This is a genomic window from Pseudomonas sp. UF-293 (genome assembly GCF_058245595.1).
Genome location: NZ_JBSICA010000007.1, coordinates 217,888 through 240,875, shown reverse-complemented (window position 1 = coordinate 240,875; position 22,988 = coordinate 217,888). Strand labels below are relative to the sequence as shown.

At 60.4% G+C, this 22,988-nt stretch carries 23 protein-coding genes; 10 read left to right on the top strand and 13 right to left on the bottom strand.

What is annotated here, in order from left to right:
* Positions 1-88: 88 nt before the first annotated feature.
* Together AC4IHP_RS11065 and AC4IHP_RS11060 are read right to left on the bottom strand one after the other, a co-directional pair.
* Complete coding sequence (locus AC4IHP_RS11065; protein WP_016984795.1) at positions 89-394, bottom strand: chaperone modulator CbpM; 306 nt, start codon at positions 392-394, stop codon at positions 89-91.
* 23 nt (positions 395-417) lie between these two features.
* The gene (locus tag AC4IHP_RS11060; RefSeq protein WP_024011397.1) at positions 418-1,362 is read right to left on the bottom strand and encodes a DnaJ C-terminal domain-containing protein; all 945 of its coding nucleotides are present in this window, start codon (positions 1,360-1,362) and stop codon (positions 418-420) included.
* Between the two features lie 292 nt (positions 1,363-1,654).
* On the opposite strand from AC4IHP_RS11060, the gene AC4IHP_RS11055 reads away from it, so the two are divergent.
* Complete coding sequence (locus tag AC4IHP_RS11055) at positions 1,655-2,923, top strand: Hsp70 family protein (RefSeq protein ID WP_122699771.1); 1,269 nt, start codon at positions 1,655-1,657, stop codon at positions 2,921-2,923.
* 116 nt (positions 2,924-3,039) lie between these two features.
* Here AC4IHP_RS11055 and AC4IHP_RS11050 read toward each other — a convergent pair whose 3' ends face one another.
* The 3 genes from AC4IHP_RS11050 to AC4IHP_RS11040 form a co-directional block, all read right to left on the bottom strand.
* Positions 3,040-4,053, bottom strand: coding sequence for an AI-2E family transporter (locus AC4IHP_RS11050; protein WP_101158351.1), 1,014 nt, complete (start codon positions 4,051-4,053; stop codon positions 3,040-3,042).
* Positions 4,054-4,316: 263 nt separating this feature from the next.
* The gene (locus AC4IHP_RS11045; protein WP_016771900.1) at positions 4,317-4,622 is read right to left on the bottom strand and encodes a PsiF family protein; all 306 of its coding nucleotides are present in this window, start codon (positions 4,620-4,622) and stop codon (positions 4,317-4,319) included.
* 63 nt (positions 4,623-4,685) lie between these two features.
* Positions 4,686-5,480 (bottom strand): AraC family transcriptional regulator, encoded by a 795-nt coding sequence (locus tag AC4IHP_RS11040; protein ID WP_490831697.1) that lies wholly within the window; start codon positions 5,478-5,480, stop codon positions 4,686-4,688.
* A gap of 96 nt (positions 5,481-5,576) precedes the next feature.
* On the opposite strand from AC4IHP_RS11040, the gene AC4IHP_RS11035 reads away from it, so the two are divergent.
* Positions 5,577-6,464, top strand: a complete 888-nt coding sequence (locus AC4IHP_RS11035; protein WP_490831696.1) for a DMT family transporter — start codon at positions 5,577-5,579, stop codon at positions 6,462-6,464.
* Positions 6,465-6,559: 95 nt separating this feature from the next.
* Here the strand turns inward: AC4IHP_RS11035 and AC4IHP_RS11030 are convergent, their stop codons facing one another.
* Positions 6,560-7,438: an alpha/beta fold hydrolase gene (locus AC4IHP_RS11030; RefSeq protein WP_490831695.1), complete on the bottom strand. Its 879-nt coding sequence runs from the start codon at positions 7,436-7,438 to the stop codon at positions 6,560-6,562.
* A 281-nt stretch (positions 7,439-7,719) separates the two neighbouring features.
* Between AC4IHP_RS11030 and AC4IHP_RS11025 the strand changes: the two genes are divergently transcribed.
* Positions 7,720-8,250, top strand: a complete 531-nt coding sequence (locus tag AC4IHP_RS11025) for a ferritin-like domain-containing protein (RefSeq protein WP_460123491.1) — start codon at positions 7,720-7,722, stop codon at positions 8,248-8,250.
* 119 nt (positions 8,251-8,369) lie between these two features.
* Here AC4IHP_RS11025 and AC4IHP_RS11020 read toward each other — a convergent pair whose 3' ends face one another.
* Positions 8,370-10,445, bottom strand: a complete 2,076-nt coding sequence (locus tag AC4IHP_RS11020) for an AsmA family protein (RefSeq protein ID WP_490831694.1) — start codon at positions 10,443-10,445, stop codon at positions 8,370-8,372.
* Between the two features lie 383 nt (positions 10,446-10,828).
* Between AC4IHP_RS11020 and AC4IHP_RS11015 the strand changes: the two genes are divergently transcribed.
* From AC4IHP_RS11015 to AC4IHP_RS10985, 7 genes are all read left to right on the top strand, one after another.
* The gene (locus AC4IHP_RS11015) at positions 10,829-11,377 is read left to right on the top strand and encodes a hypothetical protein (protein WP_490831693.1); all 549 of its coding nucleotides are present in this window, start codon (positions 10,829-10,831) and stop codon (positions 11,375-11,377) included.
* A gap of 154 nt (positions 11,378-11,531) precedes the next feature.
* Positions 11,532-12,164, top strand: a complete 633-nt coding sequence (locus AC4IHP_RS11010) for a TetR family transcriptional regulator (RefSeq protein WP_039756961.1) — start codon at positions 11,532-11,534, stop codon at positions 12,162-12,164.
* A gap of 300 nt (positions 12,165-12,464) precedes the next feature.
* The gene (ureE, locus tag AC4IHP_RS11005; RefSeq protein WP_490831692.1) at positions 12,465-12,965 is read left to right on the top strand and encodes an urease accessory protein UreE; all 501 of its coding nucleotides are present in this window, start codon (positions 12,465-12,467) and stop codon (positions 12,963-12,965) included.
* On the top strand, positions 12,962-13,636 hold the full coding sequence (locus AC4IHP_RS11000) for an urease accessory protein UreF (RefSeq protein ID WP_490831691.1): 675 nt from the start codon (positions 12,962-12,964) through the stop codon (positions 13,634-13,636). The genes ureE and AC4IHP_RS11000 overlap by 4 nt, the downstream gene beginning before the upstream one ends.
* A gap of 24 nt (positions 13,637-13,660) precedes the next feature.
* Complete coding sequence (gene ureG / locus AC4IHP_RS10995) at positions 13,661-14,275, top strand: urease accessory protein UreG (protein WP_434767560.1); 615 nt, start codon at positions 13,661-13,663, stop codon at positions 14,273-14,275.
* A 27-nt stretch (positions 14,276-14,302) separates the two neighbouring features.
* Entirely contained in the window at positions 14,303-14,875 is a 573-nt protein-coding gene (locus AC4IHP_RS10990) for a HupE/UreJ family protein (protein WP_490831690.1), read from the top strand.
* A gap of 180 nt (positions 14,876-15,055) precedes the next feature.
* Complete coding sequence (locus AC4IHP_RS10985) at positions 15,056-16,189, top strand: AGE family epimerase/isomerase (protein WP_490831689.1); 1,134 nt, start codon at positions 15,056-15,058, stop codon at positions 16,187-16,189.
* Positions 16,190-16,284: 95 nt separating this feature from the next.
* Here the strand turns inward: AC4IHP_RS10985 and AC4IHP_RS10980 are convergent, their stop codons facing one another.
* The 6 genes from AC4IHP_RS10980 to AC4IHP_RS10955 form a co-directional block, all read right to left on the bottom strand.
* Positions 16,285-17,190 (bottom strand): cation diffusion facilitator family transporter, encoded by a 906-nt coding sequence (locus AC4IHP_RS10980; RefSeq protein ID WP_490831688.1) that lies wholly within the window; start codon positions 17,188-17,190, stop codon positions 16,285-16,287.
* 177 nt (positions 17,191-17,367) lie between these two features.
* On the bottom strand, positions 17,368-18,132 hold the full coding sequence (locus tag AC4IHP_RS10975; RefSeq protein WP_130900404.1) for an SDR family oxidoreductase: 765 nt from the start codon (positions 18,130-18,132) through the stop codon (positions 17,368-17,370).
* 841 nt (positions 18,133-18,973) lie between these two features.
* Positions 18,974-19,690 carry an ABC transporter ATP-binding protein gene (locus tag AC4IHP_RS10970; RefSeq protein WP_490831687.1) on the bottom strand — a complete coding sequence of 239 codons (717 nt, stop codon included), beginning with the start codon at positions 19,688-19,690 and terminating at the stop codon, positions 18,974-18,976.
* Positions 19,687-20,559 carry an ABC transporter ATP-binding protein gene (locus tag AC4IHP_RS10965; RefSeq protein WP_490831686.1) on the bottom strand — a complete coding sequence of 291 codons (873 nt, stop codon included), beginning with the start codon at positions 20,557-20,559 and terminating at the stop codon, positions 19,687-19,689. The genes AC4IHP_RS10970 and AC4IHP_RS10965 overlap by 4 nt, the downstream gene beginning before the upstream one ends.
* Positions 20,556-21,857, bottom strand: a complete 1,302-nt coding sequence (livM, locus tag AC4IHP_RS10960) for a high-affinity branched-chain amino acid ABC transporter permease LivM (protein ID WP_024011385.1) — start codon at positions 21,855-21,857, stop codon at positions 20,556-20,558. Before livM ends, AC4IHP_RS10965 begins: the two co-directional genes overlap by 4 nt.
* A gap of 3 nt (positions 21,858-21,860) precedes the next feature.
* The gene (locus AC4IHP_RS10955) at positions 21,861-22,775 is read right to left on the bottom strand and encodes an ABC transporter permease subunit (protein WP_016771918.1); all 915 of its coding nucleotides are present in this window, start codon (positions 22,773-22,775) and stop codon (positions 21,861-21,863) included.
* Positions 22,776-22,988: the final 213 nt, after the last annotated feature.

The window sequence follows — 22,988 nt, the reverse complement described above, 5'->3', positions numbered from 1 at the left end:
GCCGAAGGCTGCGATCTTTTGATCTTGACCCTCATTTAAGATCAAAAGATCGCAGCCTTCGGCAGCTCCTACACGGGGACGTCAGGCGCTATTCCACCACCAACCGCCCTAATCGTTGGCGCAACATGCGGTTTTCAGCACGCAACTCTCGCACCTCTTCGAGCAGATCCAGCGCCAGCGCCACGCCTTCCCATTCCAGCTCCAGATCCCGGCGCAGCTTCGCCGCGCGCTTGGCCAACGCCAGCTCGTAATCGGTGAAGCGCCATTCCCGGGGCTGCGCACCCTGAGGTTCGAGGATGCCGTGCTCGACGATTTCGATCACGTAAACGTCCGACAAATCGGCCGCCTCACAGAATTCTGCCAGGTCCAGTTGAACGATCAGGGGGCTGCTCATGATGGGCTACTCCGTCGTCGGGTTCAGAAGTTCTCTCGCGGGTTGAACGCGGCTTTCTTCGCCAGTTCCTGCCACAGCGCCTTGACCTCATCGTCGGACGCTTTCGGCATCACGGCCTTGAGCTGCACGAACAGATAACCGCGCTCGCCCGCCTTGTTCAGCAGGCCATGGCCCTTGGCGCGCATGCGCTGGCCATTCTGGCTGCCGGCCGGAACCTTGAGGTTGATCTTGCCGGTCAGGGTCGGCACGGCCACTTCGGTGCCCAGCGCCAACTCCCATGGAGCCAGCGGCAGGGTGATGATCAGGTTCTCGCCTTCAACATCGAATTTCGGGTGCGGCGCAAACCGGATGGTCAGGTACAGATCGCCATTCGCCCCGCCACCGATACCCGGCGCGCCCTGGCCTTTCAGGCGAATCCGCTCGCCATCGGTGACGCCGGCCGGAATCTTCACGTTCAGGCTCTTGCTGGTGTTGCTGACGTGCTGGCCATGCGCGTTGTATTGCGGCACCTGAAAGGTGACTTTCTTCGATTCGTTCGACAGGGTTTCTTCGAGGAAGACCGGCAGTTCCATTTCCACGTCTTGCCCTCGGCGTCCGCGTGATTGGCGGCTCTCGGCGCCACCGAAACCGGGGCCGCGATTGCCGAAGATCGAACTGAAGAAGTCCGAGAAGTCGCCTGTGTCGCCACCGCCACCGCCGAAGCCGCCACGGCTCTGCCAGCCCGGTGGGCCCTGGAACGGCTGACCGTGCTGGCCATAACGGCGCAGTTCGTCGTATTCGGCGCGCTTGTCGGCACTTTTCAGCGCTTCATAGGCTTCCGAGGCGTCCTTGAACTTGGCCTCGGCGTCTTTTTCCTTGCTGACATCGGGGTGGTATTTGCGCGCCAGCTTGCGATAGGCCGCCTTGATGGCCTTGTCGTCGGCTGTCGGCTCCACGCCGAGTATCTTGTAATAGTCTTTGAAGTCCATTGAAGGATCACCATCCGTTATCGATTTCGCGCCGAGACCAGCGTGCGCCCGATTGGCGCGTGCCGGGTTGACCGATCTCAAGGTTGTGACCGGGTGGCGCCGCAGAAGTTTATCGGCAGTGGACGGCGGTTCTTGCGACCGCCGGTGTGTCTGCCGGCCCATGCCAGCAAGTTTGGGGCAAAGCGGCGGTTTTCAACCTGCCATGTGGCGAAATAGCGGATGACCGGCCTTCGAATCTGCCGCGCACTGACATACACTGCGCGGCCGTTTTTTTGACCGGAATCCGAAAGACATGAAAGACGCCTCTCCAGCCCGTGCCTGCGGCATCGACTTCGGCACGTCCAACTCCACCGTCGGCTGGCTGCGCCCCGGCATGGACACCATGATTGCGCTGGAAGACGACAAGATCACCCTGCCGTCGGTGGTCTTCTTCAACATCGAGGAGCGTCGCCCGGTATACGGTCGCCTGGCCCTGCACGAGTATCTGGAAGGCTACGAGGGCCGACTGATGCGCTCGCTGAAAAGCCTGCTCGGCTCCAAGCTGATCAAGCACGACACCAGCGTCCTCGGCACGGCGATGCCGTTCAAGGACCTGCTGGGGCTGTTCATCGGCCAGCTCAAGAGCCGCGCCGAAACCGCCGCCGGTCGGGAATTCGAGCAAGTGGTGCTGGGCCGTCCGGTGTTCTTCGTCGATGACGATCCGCTGGCCGACCAGGAAGCCGAAGACACGCTGGTCGAGGTGGCGCGCAAAATCGGCTTCAAGGACGTGTCGTTCCAGTACGAACCGATCGCGGCGGCGTTCGACTACGAGTCGACCATCGAGAAAGAAGAGTTGGTGCTGATCGTCGACATCGGCGGTGGTACCTCTGACTTCTCGCTGGTGCGCCTGTCGCCCGAACGGCGCGGTGTCGATAACCGTCACGACGATATTCTGGCCACCGGCGGCGTGCACATCGGCGGTACCGACTTCGATAAACAGCTGAGCCTGCAAGGCCTGATGCCGCTGTTCGGCTACGGCAGCCGGATGAAAAGCGGCGCGTACATGCCGACCAGCCACCACATGAACCTGGCGACCTGGCATACGATCAACTCGGTGTACTCGCAGAAATCCACGCTGGCGCTGGGCAGCATGCGCTACGACATCGAAGACACTGGCGGCATCGATCGCCTGTTCAAGCTGATCGAACAGCGCGCCGGGCACTGGCTGGCGATGGAAGTCGAAGAAACCAAGATCCAGCTGACCCACGCCGACAGCCGCCACGTGCCGCTGGACCGCATCGAAGCCGGGCTGAGCGTCGAGCTGAGCCGCGCGTTGTTCGAATCGGCAATCGAAGCCTTACTCGAGCGCGTGCGCGGCAGCGTTACGCAATTGCTCAATGATGCCGGCGTGGCGGTCGACCAGGTTGATACGGTGTTCTTCACTGGGGGCTCCAGCGGCATCCCGGCCCTGCGCAACAGCGTGTCGGCAATGCTGCCGAACGCGCGGCATGTGGAAGGCAACATCTTCGGCAGCATTGGTAGCGGCCTGGCGATTGAAGCCCGCAAACGCTACGGCGTTTAGGGGCAGCTGCAAGTTTTAAGCTGCAAGCTGCAAGTAAGAGCAAAAGCAAAAGCCACTGCGGCTCTCGCTTCTGCTTTTTACTTGCAGCTTGAAGCTTGAAGCTCGAAGCTGCTTTTCTAGACCATTCCTCCGAGCTTCAATTCGCTCTTCAGGTACGCGTAATAAATCGGCCCCGCCACCACTCCCGGCAAACCGAACGCGGCTTCGAACACCAGCATTGCCAGAAGCAATTCCCACGACTTGGCACTGATCTGCCCGCCGACGATGCGCGCGTTGAGGAAGTATTCGAGCTTGTGGATAACGATCAGATAGCCCAGCGCGGCGATCGCTACCCAGATCGACAGCGACAGCCCGACGATGGTGATCAGCGTGTTCGACATCAGGTTGCCGATCACCGGCAGCAGGCCGAGCAGGAAGGTCAGCACGATCAGGGTTTTGGTCAGCGGCAGCTTGATGCCGAACATCGGCAGAATCACCGCGAGGAAGATCCCGGTGAACACGGTGTTGAGCAGGGAAATCTTGATCTGCGCGAAGACGATATTGCGAAACGCCTGCACCAGCAGATGCAAACGGTCGAACAAAGCGGCGGCCAGTGGCTTGCGCTTGGTCACGTCGGGGATGCGCTGCAGGGCAATGATCGCGCCGAGCACCATGCCGATCAGCAGGGTGACGAACATGTGCGCGGCGTCCTTGCCGACCAGTTGCAGGTCGGCCAGATGCTTGCTCGCCCACTCGCCGATCGCTACACGAAACTCCGCCGCGCTGGCCGGCAGATAGGCGTCGATGAACGGCGGCAATTGCCCGCGCGCGCGATCGACCACGCCCATGAATTTGTCGAGCGAGGCGCCGGGGTTTTCCGCTTCATGCAGGAGAAAACTGATAGCCCCGGCGAAAATCAGCGCCAACACACTCACCACCAGCGTGCCGAGCAGCGCCACCGCCAACCAGCGCGCACGCCGCCCTTCGATCAGCCGTTGCAGTTGCGGGGTGAGCATGTTGACCAGCTCGAACACCAGCAATCCGGCCAGCAGGCTCGGCAACAGGCGCAGCGGCAGCACCAGCAGGAGTCCGCCAAAAATGATGATGCAACTGACCCAGAACACAACATGACGCTGAGAAAACGTTGGCATACAGCCTCAAAACGAACGGCGTGAAAGGATGGGCAGTCTGCCAGCGATCCGGGGTTAGCACTAGGGATATGCGGGGCTTGGGATTGGCGTTGCACTCACCGGCGCTTTCACGAGCAGGCTCGCTCCCACAGGAGTACGCGTTTCAAATGTGGGAGCGAGCCTGCTCGCGAAGAGGCCGGCAAGCCGCAAAGATCGCAGCCTTCGGCAGCTCCCACAGGATCGCGTCTTGTGTAGGAGCTGCCGAAGGCTGCGATCTTTTGATCTTATTTCTTCTTCAGGCACTCACTCATGAACGCCTTGCGCGCATCACCGGTCAGCGCCTTGGTTTTTGCATCGGCATTGCAGGTGGTCATTTTCTGCTGCTGCGGCGTCAGCTCCTTGCCATCGTTGGCCGCAGGCGCCGCTTTCAGGCAGGTGCTCATGAACGCCTTGCGCTCATCGCCCTTCAAACTCTTGGCGGTCGCATCGGCATTGCAGGTGGTCATTTTGTTCTGTTGCGCCGTGGCGGCGAAACCCTGGGAACACACAAGCAGCCCGATCATCAACAACGGCACACGCAACATCTTCATGGAGTTTTCTCCTTGTTGCCGCAGCGATGGATGCGGCCTCTGTCGCAGTGTAGTCAAAGCTTGTTACACCTTCCTGCCCTCGAGATGGCTGCGACGATATTGTTCAGGCGTGCAACCGGCCTGGCGGGCGAACATGGCGATGAATGCCGAGCCGCTGCTGTAGCCGAGGTCGAAAGCGATTTCCTGCACCGAGCGCGAGGTCTCCAGCGTCTCGATCGCCGCCAGATACCGCAAGCGCTGGCGCCATTCGCCAAAGCTCATGCCCAGTTCACGAACGAACTGCCGCGCCAGAGTGCGCTCGCTGACATGCACTTGCGCCGCCCAGTGTGCCAGAGGCTCATTGTTGCCAGGCTCGGCCTGCAAGGCCTCGAGAATCATCAGCAAGCCCGGGCTGCTCGCATACGGCAGGAAACATTCCTGCACCGGTGCCTGTTGCAGTTGATCGACCAGCACCTGAGCCAGACGCTGATCGGCCTCATGCTCGGGAATCTTTACATCGCGGGCGGCGAAGTCCTTGAGAATCGCTTTGAGAATATCGCTGATCGCCAATGTGCAGGCGCGCGCCGGCAACCGTTTGCAAACACTCGGATCAAGACACACCGCGCGATAGTTGACCGGCTGATGGCTGTAGAAACTGTGCTCGACCTCGGGCGGCACCCACACCGCATACTGCGGCGGCGACATGAAGCGGCTGCCGTCGACATCCATGTGCAATACGCCATGGGCTGCATATTCCAGCGTGCCCCAAGGGTGCCGGTGTGGCGCGGCATATTCGTGGGCATTGAAATCGGCGTAGCGGAAATACACCGCTGACGGCAGTTCGCTGAAATCGAGCAGATCGATGTGTTTGCTGTTCATGCTGTCCGGATGCAGAGGCAGGTTGTCCGGTTCGCAGTATAGGCCTGCATCCAGACAGGGGATAATCGCGCTTCATCAACGTTCTGGTTTTGTCCCATGCAATACGCGTTTCCCCTGCTGGCGATTTTCATCTGGGCCGGCAACACCGTGATCAACAAACTGGCGGTCGGCGCGATCTTCCCGGCCGAGATCGGTTTTTACCGCTGGCTGCTCGCCGGCGTGCTGTTCACGCCATTCATGCTCAAAAGAGTGATCGCGCACTGGCCGCAGATTCGGCCGAATCTGCGGCGGATTTTCGTCCTCGGCGTACTCGGCATGGCGGTGTATCAGAGCCTCGCCTATTTCGCCGCAACACTGACCACCGCGACCAACATGGGCATCATCCTCTCGCTGATGCCATTGATGTCGCTGGCCATGGCGATCATCAGCCTCGGTCAGCGCCTGACCGCTGGCGCCCTGGTCGGTGCAGTGCTGTCGTTTGCTGGCGTGCTGGTGGTGGTGTCGTCCGGCAGCCTCGGTGCGCTGCTGCAACACGGGGTCAACATGGGTGACGCGATGATGCTGGTCGCGACGCTGGCCTATGCGGTCTACAGCACGCTGCTGAAAAAGTGGCAACTGCGCCTGCCGCCGTTGGTGTTGCTGTACTTGCAGGTGCTGGTGGCGATTGTGGTGTTGTTTCCGCTGTTCGCGGTGTCGCCGAAGACCGGTTTGAATCTGCAGAACGTGCCGCTGGTGCTGTATGCGTGTCTGCTGGCCTCGATGGTCGCGCCTCTGGCGTGGATGCAGGCGGTGCAGCGACTGGGGCCGAGCCGGACGACGCTGTTCTTCAATCTGCTGCCATTGATTACTGCGTTGATTGCGGCGCTGGTGTTGAAGGAACAGTTGGCGATGTATCACCTGGTGGGCGGATTGCTGACCTTGGGCGGGGTGGTTTTGTCGGAGCGCTGGACCACGGTGCTGGGCCGGCGGGTAGGTACCGCCTGATTGAAAAGATCGCAGCCTTCGGCAGCTCCTACCTTGAAATGCGGTTCCTGTAGGAGCTGCCGAAGGCTGCGATCTTTTGATCTTGATGTTTGCTGCTATAACCCTGCAGCCTCCAGCCGCGCCGCATGCTCGACAAACAGCCTTACCGGATCCGCGCCTTTGCCCACCAGTCCCAGCGACTGATTGACAATGTCGAAATGATCCAGCGGAAAGTCATCCCCGATCACCGTGCCCAGATGCGAGCTGTAACGCCCGACCATCCCATCGCACTGCCCGGGCTCGCGGACGAAGGTCTTGGCGAACAAGCGGCAACTGCGGTTGGTGCCGTCAAAGAGATTGCCGCCACGATCGGTCTTGCCCGGTTGCAGCGTCCCTGACCAGGAGTAATAGCGCACACCATTGGTCTCTTCCGGCCCCTGCCCGCCCCACGTTTCCGGCAGCCCTTGTGGATAACGTTGATTGAATAGTGCAACGCCCGCCGTGGTCAGCGATTGGTGGGAAGCGTGGATATCCACCGGCAGTTTCGGCCCGTGATAACCGGTGTCAAGCAACGCCATGACCCAGCCGACCAGGCGCAACAGCGCTTCGAGCACGCGCCCTTTGGCGCTGCTTGCCGGATAGTGCTTTTCCAGATAATCGGCCAGCTCGGAGCCGTGATTCGGCCCGGCCACCGAAGTCACCGAGGCGACCAGATCCGGGCGCTTCGCCGCCGCATACCGCGCGGTCAATGCGCCTTGGCTGTGGCCGAACAGGTTGACCTTCTGCGCCCCGGTCTCGCGGAGGATTTCCTCGATCCGCGCCAGCAATTGCTCGCCGCGCACCTCAGTGGAGTTGAGTGGCGAAACCTGCACCGCGACCACCGTCGCACCACCCCGGCGCAAGGCCTTGATGATGCCGAACCAATACGGGTAAAGCACCAGCCGGACGAAGCCGAGCATGCCCGGCACCAGCACCAGTGGATAACGTGTCGACATGGGTTACATCCTTGTGTGCGGTGAGTGGATGCCAGACGTGCAAGACGCCCGCCAAGCATCCACCTCGACGATGACAACTCAACGATAGGCCTATTCCAGTCCGCCAGCATCCGTTCCACCGAAACCGGTTTGCCCCGCCGACATCGCAGTCTTCAGCAGTTCCTGCACGGAGTACGGCATAAATCGTATAAAACTTTTCGCTTCGCTCAAGACTCACACCCTGAGTAGCGACCGCGTCTTCAGAACGTGGCGCCTATCGGATTAGCCTCCAGGAGAATGAAATGAGTGACCTGCATTTGTCTGATGTTCAAACCCTGCGCGAACGCGCGCGGCAACACGTGGAAAACGGCGCGGTCACCGAGGGTTACAACGCCAACCGTGAAGAAATACTGCGTTTGCTCAACGAGTCGCTGGCCACCGAACTGGTGTGCACCTTGCGCTACAAGCGCCACTACTTCATGGCCAGCGGCCTGAAAGCCAACGTCGCCGCCGACGAATTCCTCGAGCACGCCAACCAGGAAGCCGAGCACGCCGATCGCCTCGCCGAGCGTATTGTGCAACTGGGCGGTGAGCCGGAGTTCAACCCCGACCTGCTGAGCAAGATGTCCCACGCGCAATACGTAGCGGGCAACACGCTCAAGGAAATGGTCTACGAAGATCTGGTAGCCGAGCGCATCGCCATCGACAGCTACCGCGAGATCATTCAGTACATCGGTGACAAGGACCCGACCACCCGCCGCATCTTCGAAGACATCCTCGCCCAGGAAGAAGAACACGCCGACGACATGGCGGACATCCTCAACGATCTGTAATCCCGTCACACCGCTTTCGCGAGCAGGCTCGCTCCCACACTGGAACGTATTTCAATTGAAGGAATGCGTTCGAATGTGGGAGCGAGCCTGCTCGCGAAGGCGCCCTCAGAGACGCCGCATTACTTGCTGGGTTTGACGGTCACCGGTGCCTTGCCCTGCTTCATCTGCTCGAGCAACGGCGCGCACTGATTCGGCTCGCCACCGCTCGGCGCCACCAGCGCCAGCAACCCCGCCGCCGGTGCGGCAATCACGCCCAATGCAACCATCCCCGCCCCACGCAGCATCAACGGTACGGCTTTGACGCCGGCATCCGGTTTGATGAACTTGCCGCGCACATACAGCGGCGAGCGCAGGGAAATCAGACGCCAGCCTTTGGACTCAGGGGTCACGGTCAGATCGAGTTGCTCGGTGGCCATGTTCGCTGTGCCATCGATGTAGATGATCGCGTTCTCGGTATCGAAGACAAACAGCCGCGTGGTCGCCAGGCCGGTCTTGATGTCGAAATCCGCCGCCGCGCAGTTGATCTTCACTTCCTTGTCGCCAAAGATCTTGCCGACCACGTAGTTACCGACGTTGAGCCCGGCCAATTCCATCAGCTCGCGGCTGATCGCGCCGTCATTGATCAACATCTTCAGATTGCCATTGGCGCCGCCAAGCAGCTTGGCCACGGAGTTGCCACGGCCACTGATGTCAGCATCGCCGTTGAGCTCACCGAAACTGGTTTTCATCGGCTCGAAGGTCGGGAACAGCTCTTTGAGTTTGAATTTGCGTGCGGTCAAACGCGCCCGGCCTTCCAGCGGCTCAGTGCGGCCATTGAGGCGGATCAGCGCATCCAGCGTGCCGCCGGCGACACCAAAGCGCAGCGGCTCCAGGCTGAGCTCGCCATCGTTGAGTTTCAGATGGGTATAGAGGTCGTTGAACGGCAGCTTCTCGCTGTGGACGATGCGCTTGCCGGTGAACTCGACATCCGCGTCCATGGCGCGCCAGCGGTCGGTCTTGAATTCTTCCACCGGCAGGACTTTGTCTGCTGGCTGCTTGCTCGCGCCGCCACGGGCCTTTTGCTCGGTGTTGGAATCAGCGCCGATCAACGGTGCAAGGTCGGCGAACAGCAATTGATTGGAGAGCAGCGCACCCGTGAGTTTCGGCCGTGGCTGGCTGGCCACGTAGGTCAGGTCGCCGTGGATGTCGCTGTCGCCGATCTTGCCGTTGAATTTTTCATATGTGAATTTCGCCCCGGCCTCGTCATGCAGCCTGGCAATCAGGTGGCCGTCGGTGGAATACGGTGGGGTGTCCGGCAGGGTCACGCCGGTCAGCGGATAGAGATTGCCGAGGCTGTCGCCAGCCAGCTTCAAGCGCAGGTCGAGGGCGCCGAGATTCAGCGGGTCAGTCAGGGTGCCGGCCAGTTCGATACGGGTGTCGCCGATCTTCGCCTGGGCTTGCAACGGGAACGGCTTGCTCGCGTCCTGCAAGGCCAGCAGCCCGCCGATCTTGCCCTGCCCGGTGAGGTTCTGCCCGTGATACTGGCCTTTGACCTTGAGTGCAAAGGCATAGTCCTGCGGTGCGCCACCCTTGTCCTGAGCAGTTTTCGCCGCTTTATCGCCGACGATTTCGCTGAATGGAATCGGTTTGCCGAGCGGGTCGATCAGTACATCGAGATCGGTCTTCAGGGTCTGGTCGTCGAGGGTCACGTGGCCCTTGTCGAAACCGATCGCGCCGATATCGACCACCCAGTTGGATGGCTCGGCATTCGGGTCCTTGGGGTCGAACTTGAACGTCCAGTTGGCGCGGCCATCGGCCAGACGTTGCAATTCGGCATTCGGCTCGGTCAGGTCGATGCGCGGAATCACCACGCGCTGAGCCAGCAAGGCCAGCGGCGAAATGCGCAGCTCGACGCGTTTGAGGGTGACCATCTGCGGCTGCTTCGACCAGTCCGGGTTGCCCAGGCTCAAGTCCTCGGCGACCACGTGCGGCCACGGCACCCAGGCGCGCCAGCCGCCCTCTTGCGGCTCGCGCTGCCAGATCACCGCGAGGTTGCCATTGATGGCAAACGCCCGGTGCAGTTCTTCCGAGACTTTGGCGTTGATCGTGGGTTTGATCCGGTTCCAGTCGAAAAACACGATGATCAGAATCAAGGCTGCCAGCAGCAGCGCGAGGATGGCGAAGGTCCAGCTGAAGATTTTTCCAGTGCGCGTCATGCACAAAGCTCCTGATCACGACCGCACGCCGACTACCCGACGCACAGCTGAAACGGCAGACCGAAGCGGCCCCTATGCAGTCTGTGACTGGCGAAAGGCCCGCAGGTTTAATTGAAAGGCAGTTTAAGCCATAAAAAGCCCGGCAAAACTGACCGATCGGTCGAGCAGTGTTACCGCGACCCGCACTTTTGCGAGGCACGAGTGAGTCGAAAATACCCACGACGGTGCAAAACCGTCGCCCGCAAAGGCCCGATCTAGAGCCTTCGCGCCGAACAATCAATTCTGTTGATTATTACCATTGCGTTTATGAACTTTTATATCGACTTATCGAGAGTAGCATTGCCCTCGTACCCACTTTATCGCCCTCCCAAGGAGCCACTATCATGAAACGCCAATTACTGCTCAGCCTTACCCTGTCGATGCTAGCCAGCACTGCTTTCGCCCTGCCCGCTGCCGATCAGGCTACTCCGCAAATCAAATCGAGCCACTCGGTGTTCAGTCAGACCGTAGCTTCCGACGGTTCCGAGCGCACTCCACAAGGTCAGACCCTGGCTGAAAACGGCCGCAACCGCCTCGAAGAAAAAGGTCTGGTTCAAGACGGCTCGGATCGCACCCCACAAGGTCAGGCCCTGGCTGAAAACGGTCGCAATCGCCTCGAAGAGAAAGGCCTGGTCCAGGACGGTTCGGATCGCACACCACAAGGTCAGATCCTCGCTTCCGACGGTACCGAGCGCACCCCACAAGGCCAAACCCTCGCATCCGACGGTACCGAGCGCACCCCACAAGGCCAGACCCTCGCAGCCGATGGTTCCGATCGCACTCCACAGGGCCAGACCCTGGCTGATGACGGCTTCGATAAAACCCCACTGGGTCAAGCCCTCGCTGAAGGCGGTGGTGACCGTGTGATCGAACGCAACAGCAAATTGAGCTGAGCCCATGACGGCCCGGCAAAAAAGCCCAATCAGCGGATTGGGCTTTTGACTTTTCAGCTTCTGTAAAACCCTCGCTGCACGACTCCCCGTTCGACGCCGACAAAGCCGATTTGCTAGAGTGCGGCGCTTGTCCTGCCGAAGAACACACCCTGCGATGCTGCCCCGCGCCGAACAGAAACAACAGACCCGCAACGCCCTGATGGACGCTGCCCGCCACCTGATGGAAAGCGGCAGAGGATTCGGCAGCCTGAGCCTGCGCGAAGTGAGCAAGACCGCCGGCATCGTGCCCACCGGTTTCTACCGGCACTTCGCCGATATGGACGAGTTGGGGCTGGTGCTGGTCAGTGAAGTCGGCCAGACCTTCCGCGAGACCATCCGCCTGGTGCGTCACAATGAGTTCGTCATGGGCGGCATCATCGATGCCTCGGTGCGCATCTTCCTTGATGTGGTCAACGCCAACCGCTCGCAATTCCTGTTTCTCGCCCGCGAACAATACGGCGGCTCGCTGCCGGTGCGCCAAGCGATCGGACGCCTGCGCGAGAACATCAGCGCCGACCTCGCGGCGGACCTGGCGCTGATGCCCAAGCTGCAACATCTGGACATCGCCGGGCTCAGCGTGATGGCCGACCTGATCGTCAAATCGGTGTTCGCCACCCTCCCCGACATCATCGACCCGCCCGCCGAAGCCTTGCCGGAGCATCTGACCCCGCAGGCGAAGATCACCCAGCAACTGCGCTTCATCTTCATCGGCCTCAAGCACTGGCAAGGGCTGGGCAGTACCGAGTAACTCCCTCCTCTCTCTGCTACCCCACAAATCCCCTGTGGGAGCGAGCCTGCTCGCGAAAGCGCTGGGTCAGTTGAATACATCTGTCTGACACGGCGCATTCGCGAGCAGGCTCGCTCCCACATTGAACATCCGCCATGGCCTCGCTTTGGTGCATGACAAATCCTTCATGCACCAAAACCTTTCAGAATCGCCGCACCTATTGAAAGATCAGGCACGCGCCGACAGCTATTTCCTACACATCGCCCGATTGGCGCGGCGCTTGCTCTAGCCCAATCAACGTTCATTGCTGGAAGCTTTCCGATGCTGGTGATTCATCGCAGAATCGAACCTCAACCCGTCTGGGCCGCTGAGTTGCACCTGACCTTCGAAGCGCGCAGCAAAAGCCGTTTGCGCTGTTTCAGTGCCGAAGGCGAAGACGTCGGGTTGTTTTTGGAGCGCGGCCAGCCACCGCTGTATGACGGCGAATGTCTGCAGGCTGAAGACGGCCGTGTGGTGCGCGTCTGCGCCCGTCCCGAACAACTGCTCCACGTCACGTGCGCCAATGCGTTCGAACTGACGCGCGCGGCCTACCATCTCGGCAACCGCCATGTCGCCCTGCAAGTCGGCGATGGCTGGCTGCGCCTGCTCGACGATTACGTGCTCAAGGCCATGCTCGAGCAGCTTGGCGCACAGGTCGAGGCTATCGAAGCGCCGTTCCAGCCGGAACACGGCGCTTACGGCGGCGGCCATCATCATTCCCGCCACGGTGACGAAGACTTCAACTACGCGCCAAAACTCCATCAGTTCGGCGTGCGCCTGTGAATCCGGCCTGGGCGCTGCTGCGTCTGGCCAGTCCGCAATTGCCGATTGGCGGCTACAGCTATTCCCAAGGCCTGGAAATGGCGGTGGATAACGGCCGGGTCCACAACCCTGACGCCGCCCGCCGCTGGATCAGCGATCAACTGCTGCTCAATCTCGCCCGCTTCGAAGCGCCGCTGCTGTTGGCGCATTGCCAAGCCGCAGCCGATGAAAACTGGGCCGAACTGCGGCAACTTTGCGAAAGTCATCGTGCCAGTCGTGAAACCCGTGAGCTGCATCTGGAGAGCCGGCAGATGGGCTACTCGTTGCAGCAACTGCTCAACGGTTTACCAGAACTCGATGCGCCCGCTCGCGACTTTCTTGAACAGATCACAGAACCGCATCTGGCCCTGTGCTGGGCACTGGCCGCGCGGGCCTGGGGCATCGGCCCGCAGGACGCCCTCGCCGCATGGCTGTGGAGCTGGCTGGAAAACCAGCTCGCCGTATTGATGAAAACCCTGCCGCTGGGCCAGCAAGCCGCCCAGCGCCTGACCAGCGAACTGCTGCCGCTGCTGCAACAGGCGCAGCACGATGCGATCCGCATAAATCCCGAACCCATCGGCAGCGCCGCTTTCGGCCTGTCCCTGGCGTGCATGGCCCATGAGCGCCAGTACAGCCGTCTGTTCCGTTCCTAGGGCCCGTCTACTTTGGAGAATCACATGAACACACAACCTCTGCGCGTCGGCATCGGCGGCCCGGTCGGTTCCGGCAAGACCGCGTTGACCCTGGCCTTGTGCCTGGCCCTGCGCGAGCGCTACAACCTCGCCGTGGTTACCAACGATATCTACACCCGCGAAGACGCCGATTTTCTGGTGCGCAACGAAGCCCTTGCGCCGGAACGCATCATCGGCGTGGAAACCGGCGGCTGCCCGCACACGGCGATCCGCGAAGACGCCTCGATCAACCTTGAAGCGGTCGATCAACTGAACCGGCGCTTTGCGGGGCTGGATCTGATTCTGGTCGAGTCCGGCGGCGACAACCTTTCAGCGACCTTCAGCCCCGAGCTGTCCGACCTGACCATCTACGTGATCGACGTTTCCGCCGGCGACAAGCTGCCACGCAAGGGCGGGCCGGGGATCTGCAAGTCCGACCTGCTGGTGATCAACAAGATCGACCTTGCGCCACTGGTGGGCGCTTCGCTGGAAATGATGGACAGCGACACCAAACGCATGCGCAACGGCAAGCCGTTCGTGTTCAGCAACCAGAAAACCGGTCAGGGCCTCGAAGAAATCATTGCCTTCATCGAACGCCAGGGCCTGCTGACCGCCGCCTGATCCACTTATCAACAAGGAAGCTTATCCATGACACTCAAACGTATTCTTGGCGCCCTAGGGTTGCTGCTGACACCGGCACTGGCCTTCGCTCACCCGGGGCATGGCGACAGCGGCCTCGTCGCGGGCATCAGCCACCCGATCGGCGGGCTCGACCACTTGCTGGCAATGCTCGCCGTCGGCTTATGGGCGGCGCAGCAACAAGGCGCGGCGCGCTGGGCGCTGCCGTGCACCTTTGTCGGCACCATGTTGCTGGGCGGTTTGCTCGGTTTTGAAGGGCTGCAGTTGCCGGCGCTGGAAAGCGGGATTGCCGCCTCGGTCTTGGCGCTGGGCCTGGCCGTGGCACTGGCCGTGCGTCCGCCACTGGTGATGGCGGTGGCAGCGACGGCGCTGTTTGCGCTGTTCCATGGCGTGGCGCATGGGCTGGAGTTGCCGGAAATGAGCAGCCCGTGGGCGTATGCGACCGGGTTTGTCGCGGCGACAGCTGTTTTGCATGCGCTCGGTTATGGCGTGGTCCGCGTGTTGCCGCAGGCAGCGGCGCCGCTGGTGCGGTTGGCGGGTGCGGCTTCGGCGGCGACTGGGGTGTGGTTGTTGGCAGGCTGATTTTTTATTGCCTGAACCGGCCTCTTCGCGAGCAGGCTCGCTCCCACAGGTTTTGTGTACGCTGCAAATCCACTGTGGGAGCGAGCCTGCTCGCGAAGACGGCCTGACAGACACCGCCTCTCTCAAGCGGTGCTCTCTGCTACCATGTCGCGCAATCGCCCCAGCCCGTGACGCCCGCCCATGCCCCACGCTTCCCGCTCCACCGCCCTGCCCGAATTGACCGCCCTGTTTGGCCAAGTGCAGCAGCACTTCCTCGACGTGATCGTGCCGCTGTGGCAAGGCCCGGGCTGGAACGCCGACATGGCGTTGCCGTACGAGGCGCTGGACGCCGCGCATCAACCGCTGCCAGCGCAACGCTATCGGGCGATGGCCTGCGCACGGCAGCTGTACCTGTTCTCCAGCCTGATCGGGGTTGTGGATAACGCCGAAGCCCGCGCCGCCGCCCTGTTTCGTTCTCTGCAACGGTATTTCCATGATGCCGAGCATGGCGGCTGGTTCTACAGCATCGATGCACAGGGCAAGCCGCTGGACCAGCGCAAGGATCTCTACACTCACGCCTTCATTCTGTTTGCCTGCGCGCATTACTGGGGCAAGTCCCGGGATTCGCTGGCCGAATCGACACTCAACGCCGCGCTTGAAATCATCGGCCGCCGGTTCGCCACCGGTGACGGTTTGTACGAAGCCTGCCTCGAGCGCGACTGGCTCACCCTGCAAACCGGCCCGCTGCAGAACCCGCTGATGCATCTGGCCGAAGCCTTTCTCGCGACTCTCGCCGTACGCGAAGACGCGCACACGCAAAAAGCCCTGCTTGAGTTATGCACAGCCATGCACAAGCAATTCGTCGACCCGCAATATGGCGTGTTGATGGAGAAGCCGCTGGGTGCTGTGGATAACTGGTACGAGCCGGGGCACCAGTTCGAATGGTATTTCCTGCTCGAATCCTCGCCGCTGTTGCGCGATTCGAAACTGCACCGGGCGCTGGATCGGGCATTTGCCTTTACCGAGCAGTACGGCGTACTGGAGTCCTGCGGCGCGGTTCGGGCGATGCTTGATCTGGAAGGCAATGGCCGTCCAAGGGACTCGACCCAGCGCATCTGGGCTCAGGCCGAATACCTGCGCGCGTTGACGTTGCGGGCGGACAGCGAAGCGGTGGTGCTGCGCCAGTTGCAGGCGCTGCAGCAGCGGTTTCTGCATGCCGGCGGCTGGCATGAGTGTCGCGATGAGAATGGAGAGGTCAGCCGCAAGGACATGCCTTCGACCACGCCTTATCATTTGGCGACCTGCTATCACGGTTTGGCTGAATATCTGCGTTGACCGAACGATTGCCTTCGCGAGCAGGCTCGCTCCCACAGCTTGAAATGCATTCACCTGGGGGAGCGAGCCTGCTCGCGAATGCCGTTACGCGGTCATCAGGCAATCCACTTTTTGTCCCCGGTGAAGCTGATCGTCAACCAGCGCGCCGCATCCGGCTCGCCCAACTGCGCCGATATCTGCTCACGTAAGGCATCCAGCTGTGCGACATCGCGCAGCGGATAATCCGCCGGCAACACCACATGAATTTCGATGAACCGCGCCCGACCGTGCTTTTGCACGTAGGACACGTAATCGTCGAAACCATGCTCGACCTTCGCCAACTCCATCACCTGCCGTACCTGATCATCCAGCGTATCGGGGGCAATACCCAGCACATCACGCAAGGCCGGGCCGAGGATCTTCAACGCCGGGAGCAGCATGGTCAGCGCCAGCACGATCAGGATCAGCGAGTCGACATAAACCGCCCACTCGCCATAGCCCTGGGACTTGAGCAGCAGCGCGGCGAGAAAACTGATCAACAAGCCCACCGAGAGCATCGCGTCGACCAGCCAACTGATGTTGTCGAACTGGATCAGGCTGGATTTGAGCGTGCGATTACGGCGGCGTACGTAGATGAAGTAGGCGAACTCGACGACGCTGAAGACCGCCGCGTAGACGATCACCAGACCCAGCTCGATATCGCGGCCACCATTGATGATGCCGAACACGCCGTTGAGAAATGCATAGATGGCAATCAGCAGCAGGAAGCTGCCTTCAATCACCAGCACCATCGGTTCCAGATGCCAGAAGCCGAACTGGAAACGCTGATTGCTTTGCTTGGCAATCAGTCGGGCGGTGATCAGCATCAGGATTTTGATAAATGTCGCGATCAGCGAAAAAAAGCCATCGAACAGGATGGATTGCGAACCTGAAACAAACCCGGTGACGATCCCGGCAATCGACACCGCCAGCATCAGCAGCGTCGACTGTTTGAGCAGTGCCTGCTCACCTCGGTTACTCACTTGAACGCCTCATGAAACCTTGAGCGCCGCGGGGTGCGGCGTGGTGGTTGAGTGAGGAGTTTAGCTTATCGACTTGGTTTGCCTGTGCCGGCCCTTTCGCGGGCAGGCTCGCTCCCACAGTTTGAAATGCATTCTCCTGTGGGAGCGAGCCTGCTCGCGAATGGCGTCAACGCGGTATCAAGCCTTGTTACGCTCGATGGCAAACCCGGCCCAGGTCTGACTCACGGGCATCAGCTCCAGGCTGTTGATGTTGATGTGTGCCGGGGTGTTCATCACCCAGAAAATCGTCTCGGCGATGTCTTGCGGCTGGATCGGTTCGGCGCCGGCATAAGTGGCGTTGTAGCGTTCCTGATCACCGGCGAAACGTACCAGCGAGAACTCGCTTTCGCACAGGCCGGGTTCGATGTTGCTGACCCGCACGCCAGTGCCTTGCAAGTCGCAACGCAGGTTCAGCGAGAACTGTTTGACGAAGGCTTTGCTCGCGCCGTACACGTGGCTGCCCGGGTACGGATAGTTGCCGGCGATGGAACCGAGGTTGACGATGCTGGCGCCACGGCCGTGGGCGATCAGCCGTGGCAGCAGCAAGCGAGTGGCGTACATCAGGCCTTTGACGTTGGTATCGACCATGGTGTCCCAATCATCCAGATCGCATTTCGGCGCAGGGTCAACGCCGAGCGCCAGGCCAGCGTTGTTGATCAGGCCACGAAGTTTGGCGAACGACGGCGGCAGGTTGGCAATCGCCTCCTCCATCGCCTTGCGATCACGCACATCGAGCACCAGACCGTGCACTTCGGTCTGCTTCGACAGTTCGGCGCACAGGGCATTGAGGCGCTCTTCACGACGGCCGGTGAGAACAAGCTTCCAGCCAGCCTCGGCAAAACGCCGGGCACAGGCTTCACCAAAACCGGACGTCGCGCCGGTGATAAACAGGGTGTCGGACATCGTGTTCTCCTTGCTTCGGCCGCCACGGCAGCCCTTGGAATAGAAAATCAGCAGGCAGCATGCCCGCCCTCGCGGATACGGGCAACACTTGCCAGCTGTACAAAAATCAACCAGACATGCCAAGGCCATAGCCCGCGTGGCCTGTAGCCATGTGCACGCATGTTATCCACAGTCTGCTCCACAGTTTCCGGGGGCAAGTGCAAACGCGCAAAGCCGCGCCATACAAGGCTTTGCGGGCGAAATGGAAAGTTTTTTGCTTGACCGTGAAGCGGAGGATGTGCGGGACAGGGCATTTTGCACGACGGACGGTGCAACCGGGTGATTGCGCGAGGCCAGCAATTACGGCCCTCAGCGAGGTATTTCCAGAGTTTAGTCACAGACTTATCCACAGGGTTGCCCACTTGGATTTGCTACGTCTTTGCTCCCCAGAAAAAGGTTGACAACCACGCGGTCCACTCCTGCAAAAATGCCTGATCAAAAAACAACCACACCCATACAAGCCACGGTTTACAAGGCGTGCAGCCAGATACACCCACGTTATTCACAGCCAGCTCCACAGTAACCGGGGACAAGTCAAAACTGTGGAAAAACAGCCATTTGCAGCGTCTATATGTCGCGCTTTGGCAGCTTGGGGAATTTGTTTTCCACAATTCTGAATTCCGCTTGATGTCATGCCTTGATTCCATGTAAGAGCTGCCGAAGGCTGCGATCTTTTGATTTTGTTTCTCAAGATCAAAAGATCGCAGCCTTCGGCAGCTCCTACACAGACATATGGTGAGTTTGAGGGATAAAAAAGCCCCGGGACTCTCGTCGCCGGGGCTGTATACAACCGCGAGAAAAATCAGTGCCCGCCCAGATAAGCGTTACGCACCTCCTCATTCACCAACAACTCTTTACCGGTGCCGGTCAGGCGAATCTCGCCGTTGACCATCACATACGCGCGGTCCGACAGCTTCAGCGCATGGTTGGCATTCTGCTCCACCAGGAAAATGGTCATCCCGGTTTTCGCCAGGTCACGCAGGGTGGCAAAAATCTGCTTCACCACAATCGGTGCCAGGCCCAGGCTCGGTTCATCGAGCAGCAACAGCTTCGGCCGACTCATCAACGCACGGGCGATGGCGAGCATCTGCTGCTCACCGCCCGACATGGTCATCGCCCGCTGATTGCGCCGTTCTTCAAGCCGTGGGAACAGCTCGAACATGCGCTGCATGTCCTCTTTGGCGTACTTGTCGCCAATCGGGATGGTGCCCATCAGCAGGTTTTCCTCGACGGTCATGTCCGGGAACACCCGGCGCCCTTCCGGCGACTGCGCAATGCCGTTGGAGGCGATGTAGTGCGAGGACTTCTGCGTGATATCGACGCCTTGATAGAGAATCTGCCCACCCGCCGCTCTCGGCTGGCCGAAGATCGACATCAGCAAGGTTGACTTGCCGGCACCGTTGGAGCCGATCAGGCTGACGGTCTCGCCTTCGTTGATCTGCAGGGAAACGCCTTTGAGCGCCTGAATGGGGCCGTAGAACACGTCCAGATTGCGCAGTTCGAGGATCGGTTGGCTCATACCAGCTCCTCTTCGTCGGCGCCCAGATAGGCTGCGATCACTTTCGGATCGTTGCGGATCGCTTCCGGCCCGCCTTCGGCGATGACGATGCCGTGGTCGAGAACCACGATGTGATCGGAAATGCTCATGACCATGCCCATGTCGTGTTCGATCAGCACCACGGTCAGATCGTGCTCGTCGCGCAGCAGCCGGATCATCGCGCTGAGCGCTTCGGTTTCCTGAGGATTGAGGCCGGCGGCCGGTTCGTCGAGGCAGATGATCTGCGGCCGTGTGCACATGGCCCGAGCGATCTCCAGACGGCGTTGTTGGCCGTACGAGAGTTCACCGGCCAGACGGTTGGCGCAGTCGACCAGATCGACCACTTCCAGCCAGTAGAACGCGACATCCAGCGCATCGCTCTCGGCCTTGCGATAGCCCTTGGTGTTGAGGATGCCGGCGAGCATGTTGCGGTTGACCCACATGTGCTGCGCGACCAGCAGGTTTTCCAGCACCGACATTTCCTTGAACAGGCGAATGTTCTGGAACGTACGGGCGAGGCCGGCACGGTTCACCAGGTGAGTACCGCCGAACATTTTGTAGTACATGCGGCTGAGGAAGGATTTCGGCGAAACGAAATCCGTCGGTTTGAACGACTCGCCCAGCAACTGAATGACGTTGGTCTGCCGGCCGCGCACGTTGAGTTCGATCTTGCCGCCCGTGGCCTTGTAGAACCCGGTCAGGCAGTTGAACACCGTGGTCTTGCCGGCGCCGTTGGGGCCGATCAGGGCAAAGATCGAATTGCGTTTGACCTTCAGGCTGACATCACTCAAAGCCTTGATGCCACCGAAATGCATCATCAGTTTTTCAACAGAGAGTACGACTTCACTCATGGCGCAGTCCTCTCGTAGTGAATGGCACCTTTGCGTGGTTTGACCCCGGTGCGGCTGATGCGAATCAGCCCGCGTGGTCGCCAGATCATCATCAACACCATCAGGATGCCGAACAGCAGCACGCGGTATTCAGCAAAGCCGCGCAGCAGTTCAGGAGCGACGGTGAGCACGAATGCGGCGATGACTACGCCAATGGTCGAGCCCATGCCGCCGAGCACGACGATGGCGAGGATCAGCGCCGATTCGAAGAAGGTAAACGAGGTCGGGTTGACGAAGCCTTGATAGGTGGCGAAGAACACCCCGGCCAGACCCGCCGTCGACGCACCGATGGTGAACGCCGAGAGCTTGACCAGGACGTGGTTGAGACCCATCGAACGGCAGGCGATTTCATCTTCACGCAGGGCTTCCCAGGCGCGACCGACCGGCATCTTCACCAGCCGATGCTTGACGTACAGCACCGCCAGCACCACCAGGAACAACACCGCGTAGATGAAGTAATACTTCACGTCCGGGTTGTATGTCAGGCCGAAGAACTCGTGAAACGGCACCCCGCCATCCTTCGCCCGCTTGCCGAACTCCAGGCCGAAGAACGTCGGCAGTGGCGCCGGCATGCCGTTCGGGCCGCCGGTCAGGGACAGCCAGTTGTTCAGCACCAGACGAATGATTTCACCGAAACCCAGGGTCACGATCGCCAGATAGTCACCATGCAGACGCAGCACCGGGAAACCGAGAATGCAGCCGGCCAGGCCTGCGGTGATCGCCGCCAGCGGCAGCACCGTCCAGAAACCCAGCCCGAGATATTGGTAACCCAGCGCCAGACCGTAGGCACCGATGGCGTAGAACGCCACGTAACCGAGATCGAGCAGCCCGGCCAGGCCGACCACGATGTTCAGCCCCAGCCCCAACAGCACGTAGATCAATCCGAGGATGACCACGCCCAGCAGATAGGAGTTGGAAACAAACGGCACGATGATCGCCAGCACAATGATCAGCGGGATGATCCAGCGCAGCCGCGATTTGTAGTCCGCCGGCAGCACGTGCACGCCGGAACCAGTGCTCTCGAATCCGTCGAGGATCTTCAGGCCCTTGGGGGTTTGCAGGAACAGGCTGAGGGCAAAGCGACCGGCCATGACGATGGCAATGATCCACGCCACGCGTGTCGCTTCGAGGTTGAAGCTGTAGCCGTCGAGGACCACGCCGACAATCGGGCCGAACACGATCAGCGCAATCAGGCCGGCAAGAATCGCCTCGACCAGACTTTTTTTGATATCGATGGATTTTTCAGTGGTTGCAGACATCGCTTACACCTTCGACACAAGAGGACGGCCCAACAGGCCCTGCGGCCGGAAGACCAGTACGAGGACGAGCAGCGAGAAACTGAACACGTCTTTGTAGTCGGAGTTGACCAGACCGGAGAACAGCGACTCGGAGATACCGAGGATGATCCCGCCGAGCATTGCACCGGGCAGTGAACCGATGCCGCCAAGCACCGCTGCGGTGAACGCCTTGATGCCGATGATGAAGCCGGCATAGAAGTCGAACGTGCCGTAGTTCATGGTGATCAGCACACCGGCCAGTGCCGCCATGGCTGCACCGATGATGAACACATAGGAAATCACCCGGTCGGTGTTGATCCCCAGGATCGAGGCCATCTTGCGGTCTTGCTGGGTCGCGCGGCACATGCGGCCGAGCTTGGTGTATTTGATGACGTAGGTCAGCAGCCCCATGCCGACGAACGCGGCGATCAGGATGAAGACTTTAGTGTAGGTCAGTTGCACGAAGCCGGTGCCGACTTCAACACGCCAGGCACCGGTCAGCAGCGTAGGCACGCCCTGTTGTTTGGCGCCCTGAGCGATCTGTGCGTAGTTCTGCAGAATCAGCGAAATACCGATAGCGCTGATCAGCGGCGCCAGGCGGGTCGAGTTACGCAGGGGTTTGTAGGCAACACGCTCGATGACCCAGCCATACACCGCCGTGACGACGATGGTGAAGATCAGCGTGCCGAGCATCAGCAGCGGGAAGGATTCGATACCGAAGTAAGCCAGCAGAGCCAGACTGATTGCCGCCAGGTAAGCGGAAATCATGTAAACCTCGCCGTGGGCGAAGTTGATCATGCCGATGATGCCATAGACCATTGTGTAGCCGATGGCGATCAGGCCATAGACCGACCCGAGGGTCAGGCCATTGACCAGTTGCTGCAGGAAAATACCATCCATAACGCAATCTCACGCAGTGAGAACCTGCGCGCCCATGGCGCGCGGTTCTTCTAGGAAAAATACAGATGTACGTCGGAGCAATGTCGGAGCGTGATCAGCCCTGACCACACGGAACCCCTTTGTGGGAGCGAGCCTGCTCGCGAAAGCGGTTGAACATTCAACGCAGAGGTTGTTTGTCAGTGCGTCTTCGCGAGCAGGCTCGCTCCCACAGGG

Coding starts and splice junctions, on each gene's coding strand:
- AC4IHP_RS11060 (WP_024011397.1), bottom strand. CDS start 1,362: ATGGACTTCAAAGACTATTACAAGATACTCGGCGTGGAGCCGACAGCC.
- AC4IHP_RS10975 (WP_130900404.1), bottom strand. CDS start 18,132: ATGTCCGACACCCTGTTTATCACCGGCGCGACGTCCGGTTTTGGTGAA.
- AC4IHP_RS11015 (WP_490831693.1), top strand. CDS start 10,829: ATGAAACGCCAATTACTGCTCAGCCTTACCCTGTCGATGCTAGCCAGC.
- AC4IHP_RS11010 (WP_039756961.1), top strand. CDS start 11,532: ATGCTGCCCCGCGCCGAACAGAAACAACAGACCCGCAACGCCCTGATG.
- AC4IHP_RS11020 (WP_490831694.1), bottom strand. CDS start 10,445: ATGACGCGCACTGGAAAAATCTTCAGCTGGACCTTCGCCATCCTCGCG.
- livM (WP_024011385.1), bottom strand. CDS start 21,857: ATGTCTGCAACCACTGAAAAATCCATCGATATCAAAAAAAGTCTGGTC.
- AC4IHP_RS11040 (WP_490831697.1), bottom strand. CDS start 5,480: ATGAACAGCAAACACATCGATCTGCTCGATTTCAGCGAACTGCCGTCA.
- AC4IHP_RS11055 (WP_122699771.1), top strand. CDS start 1,655: ATGAAAGACGCCTCTCCAGCCCGTGCCTGCGGCATCGACTTCGGCACG.
- AC4IHP_RS10990 (WP_490831690.1), top strand. CDS start 14,303: ATGACACTCAAACGTATTCTTGGCGCCCTAGGGTTGCTGCTGACACCG.
- AC4IHP_RS10955 (WP_016771918.1), bottom strand. CDS start 22,775: ATGGATGGTATTTTCCTGCAGCAACTGGTCAATGGCCTGACCCTCGGG.
- AC4IHP_RS11045 (WP_016771900.1), bottom strand. CDS start 4,622: ATGAAGATGTTGCGTGTGCCGTTGTTGATGATCGGGCTGCTTGTGTGT.
- AC4IHP_RS11025 (WP_460123491.1), top strand. CDS start 7,720: ATGAGTGACCTGCATTTGTCTGATGTTCAAACCCTGCGCGAACGCGCG.
- AC4IHP_RS10970 (WP_490831687.1), bottom strand. CDS start 19,690: ATGAGCCAACCGATCCTCGAACTGCGCAATCTGGACGTGTTCTACGGC.
- AC4IHP_RS11050 (WP_101158351.1), bottom strand. CDS start 4,053: ATGCCAACGTTTTCTCAGCGTCATGTTGTGTTCTGGGTCAGTTGCATC.
- ureE (WP_490831692.1), top strand. CDS start 12,465: ATGCTGGTGATTCATCGCAGAATCGAACCTCAACCCGTCTGGGCCGCT.
- AC4IHP_RS10965 (WP_490831686.1), bottom strand. CDS start 20,559: ATGAGTGAAGTCGTACTCTCTGTTGAAAAACTGATGATGCATTTCGGT.
- AC4IHP_RS10985 (WP_490831689.1), top strand. CDS start 15,056: ATGCCCCACGCTTCCCGCTCCACCGCCCTGCCCGAATTGACCGCCCTG.
- ureG (WP_434767560.1), top strand. CDS start 13,661: ATGAACACACAACCTCTGCGCGTCGGCATCGGCGGCCCGGTCGGTTCC.
- AC4IHP_RS11065 (WP_016984795.1), bottom strand. CDS start 394: ATGAGCAGCCCCCTGATCGTTCAACTGGACCTGGCAGAATTCTGTGAG.
- AC4IHP_RS11035 (WP_490831696.1), top strand. CDS start 5,577: ATGCAATACGCGTTTCCCCTGCTGGCGATTTTCATCTGGGCCGGCAAC.
- AC4IHP_RS11030 (WP_490831695.1), bottom strand. CDS start 7,438: ATGTCGACACGTTATCCACTGGTGCTGGTGCCGGGCATGCTCGGCTTC.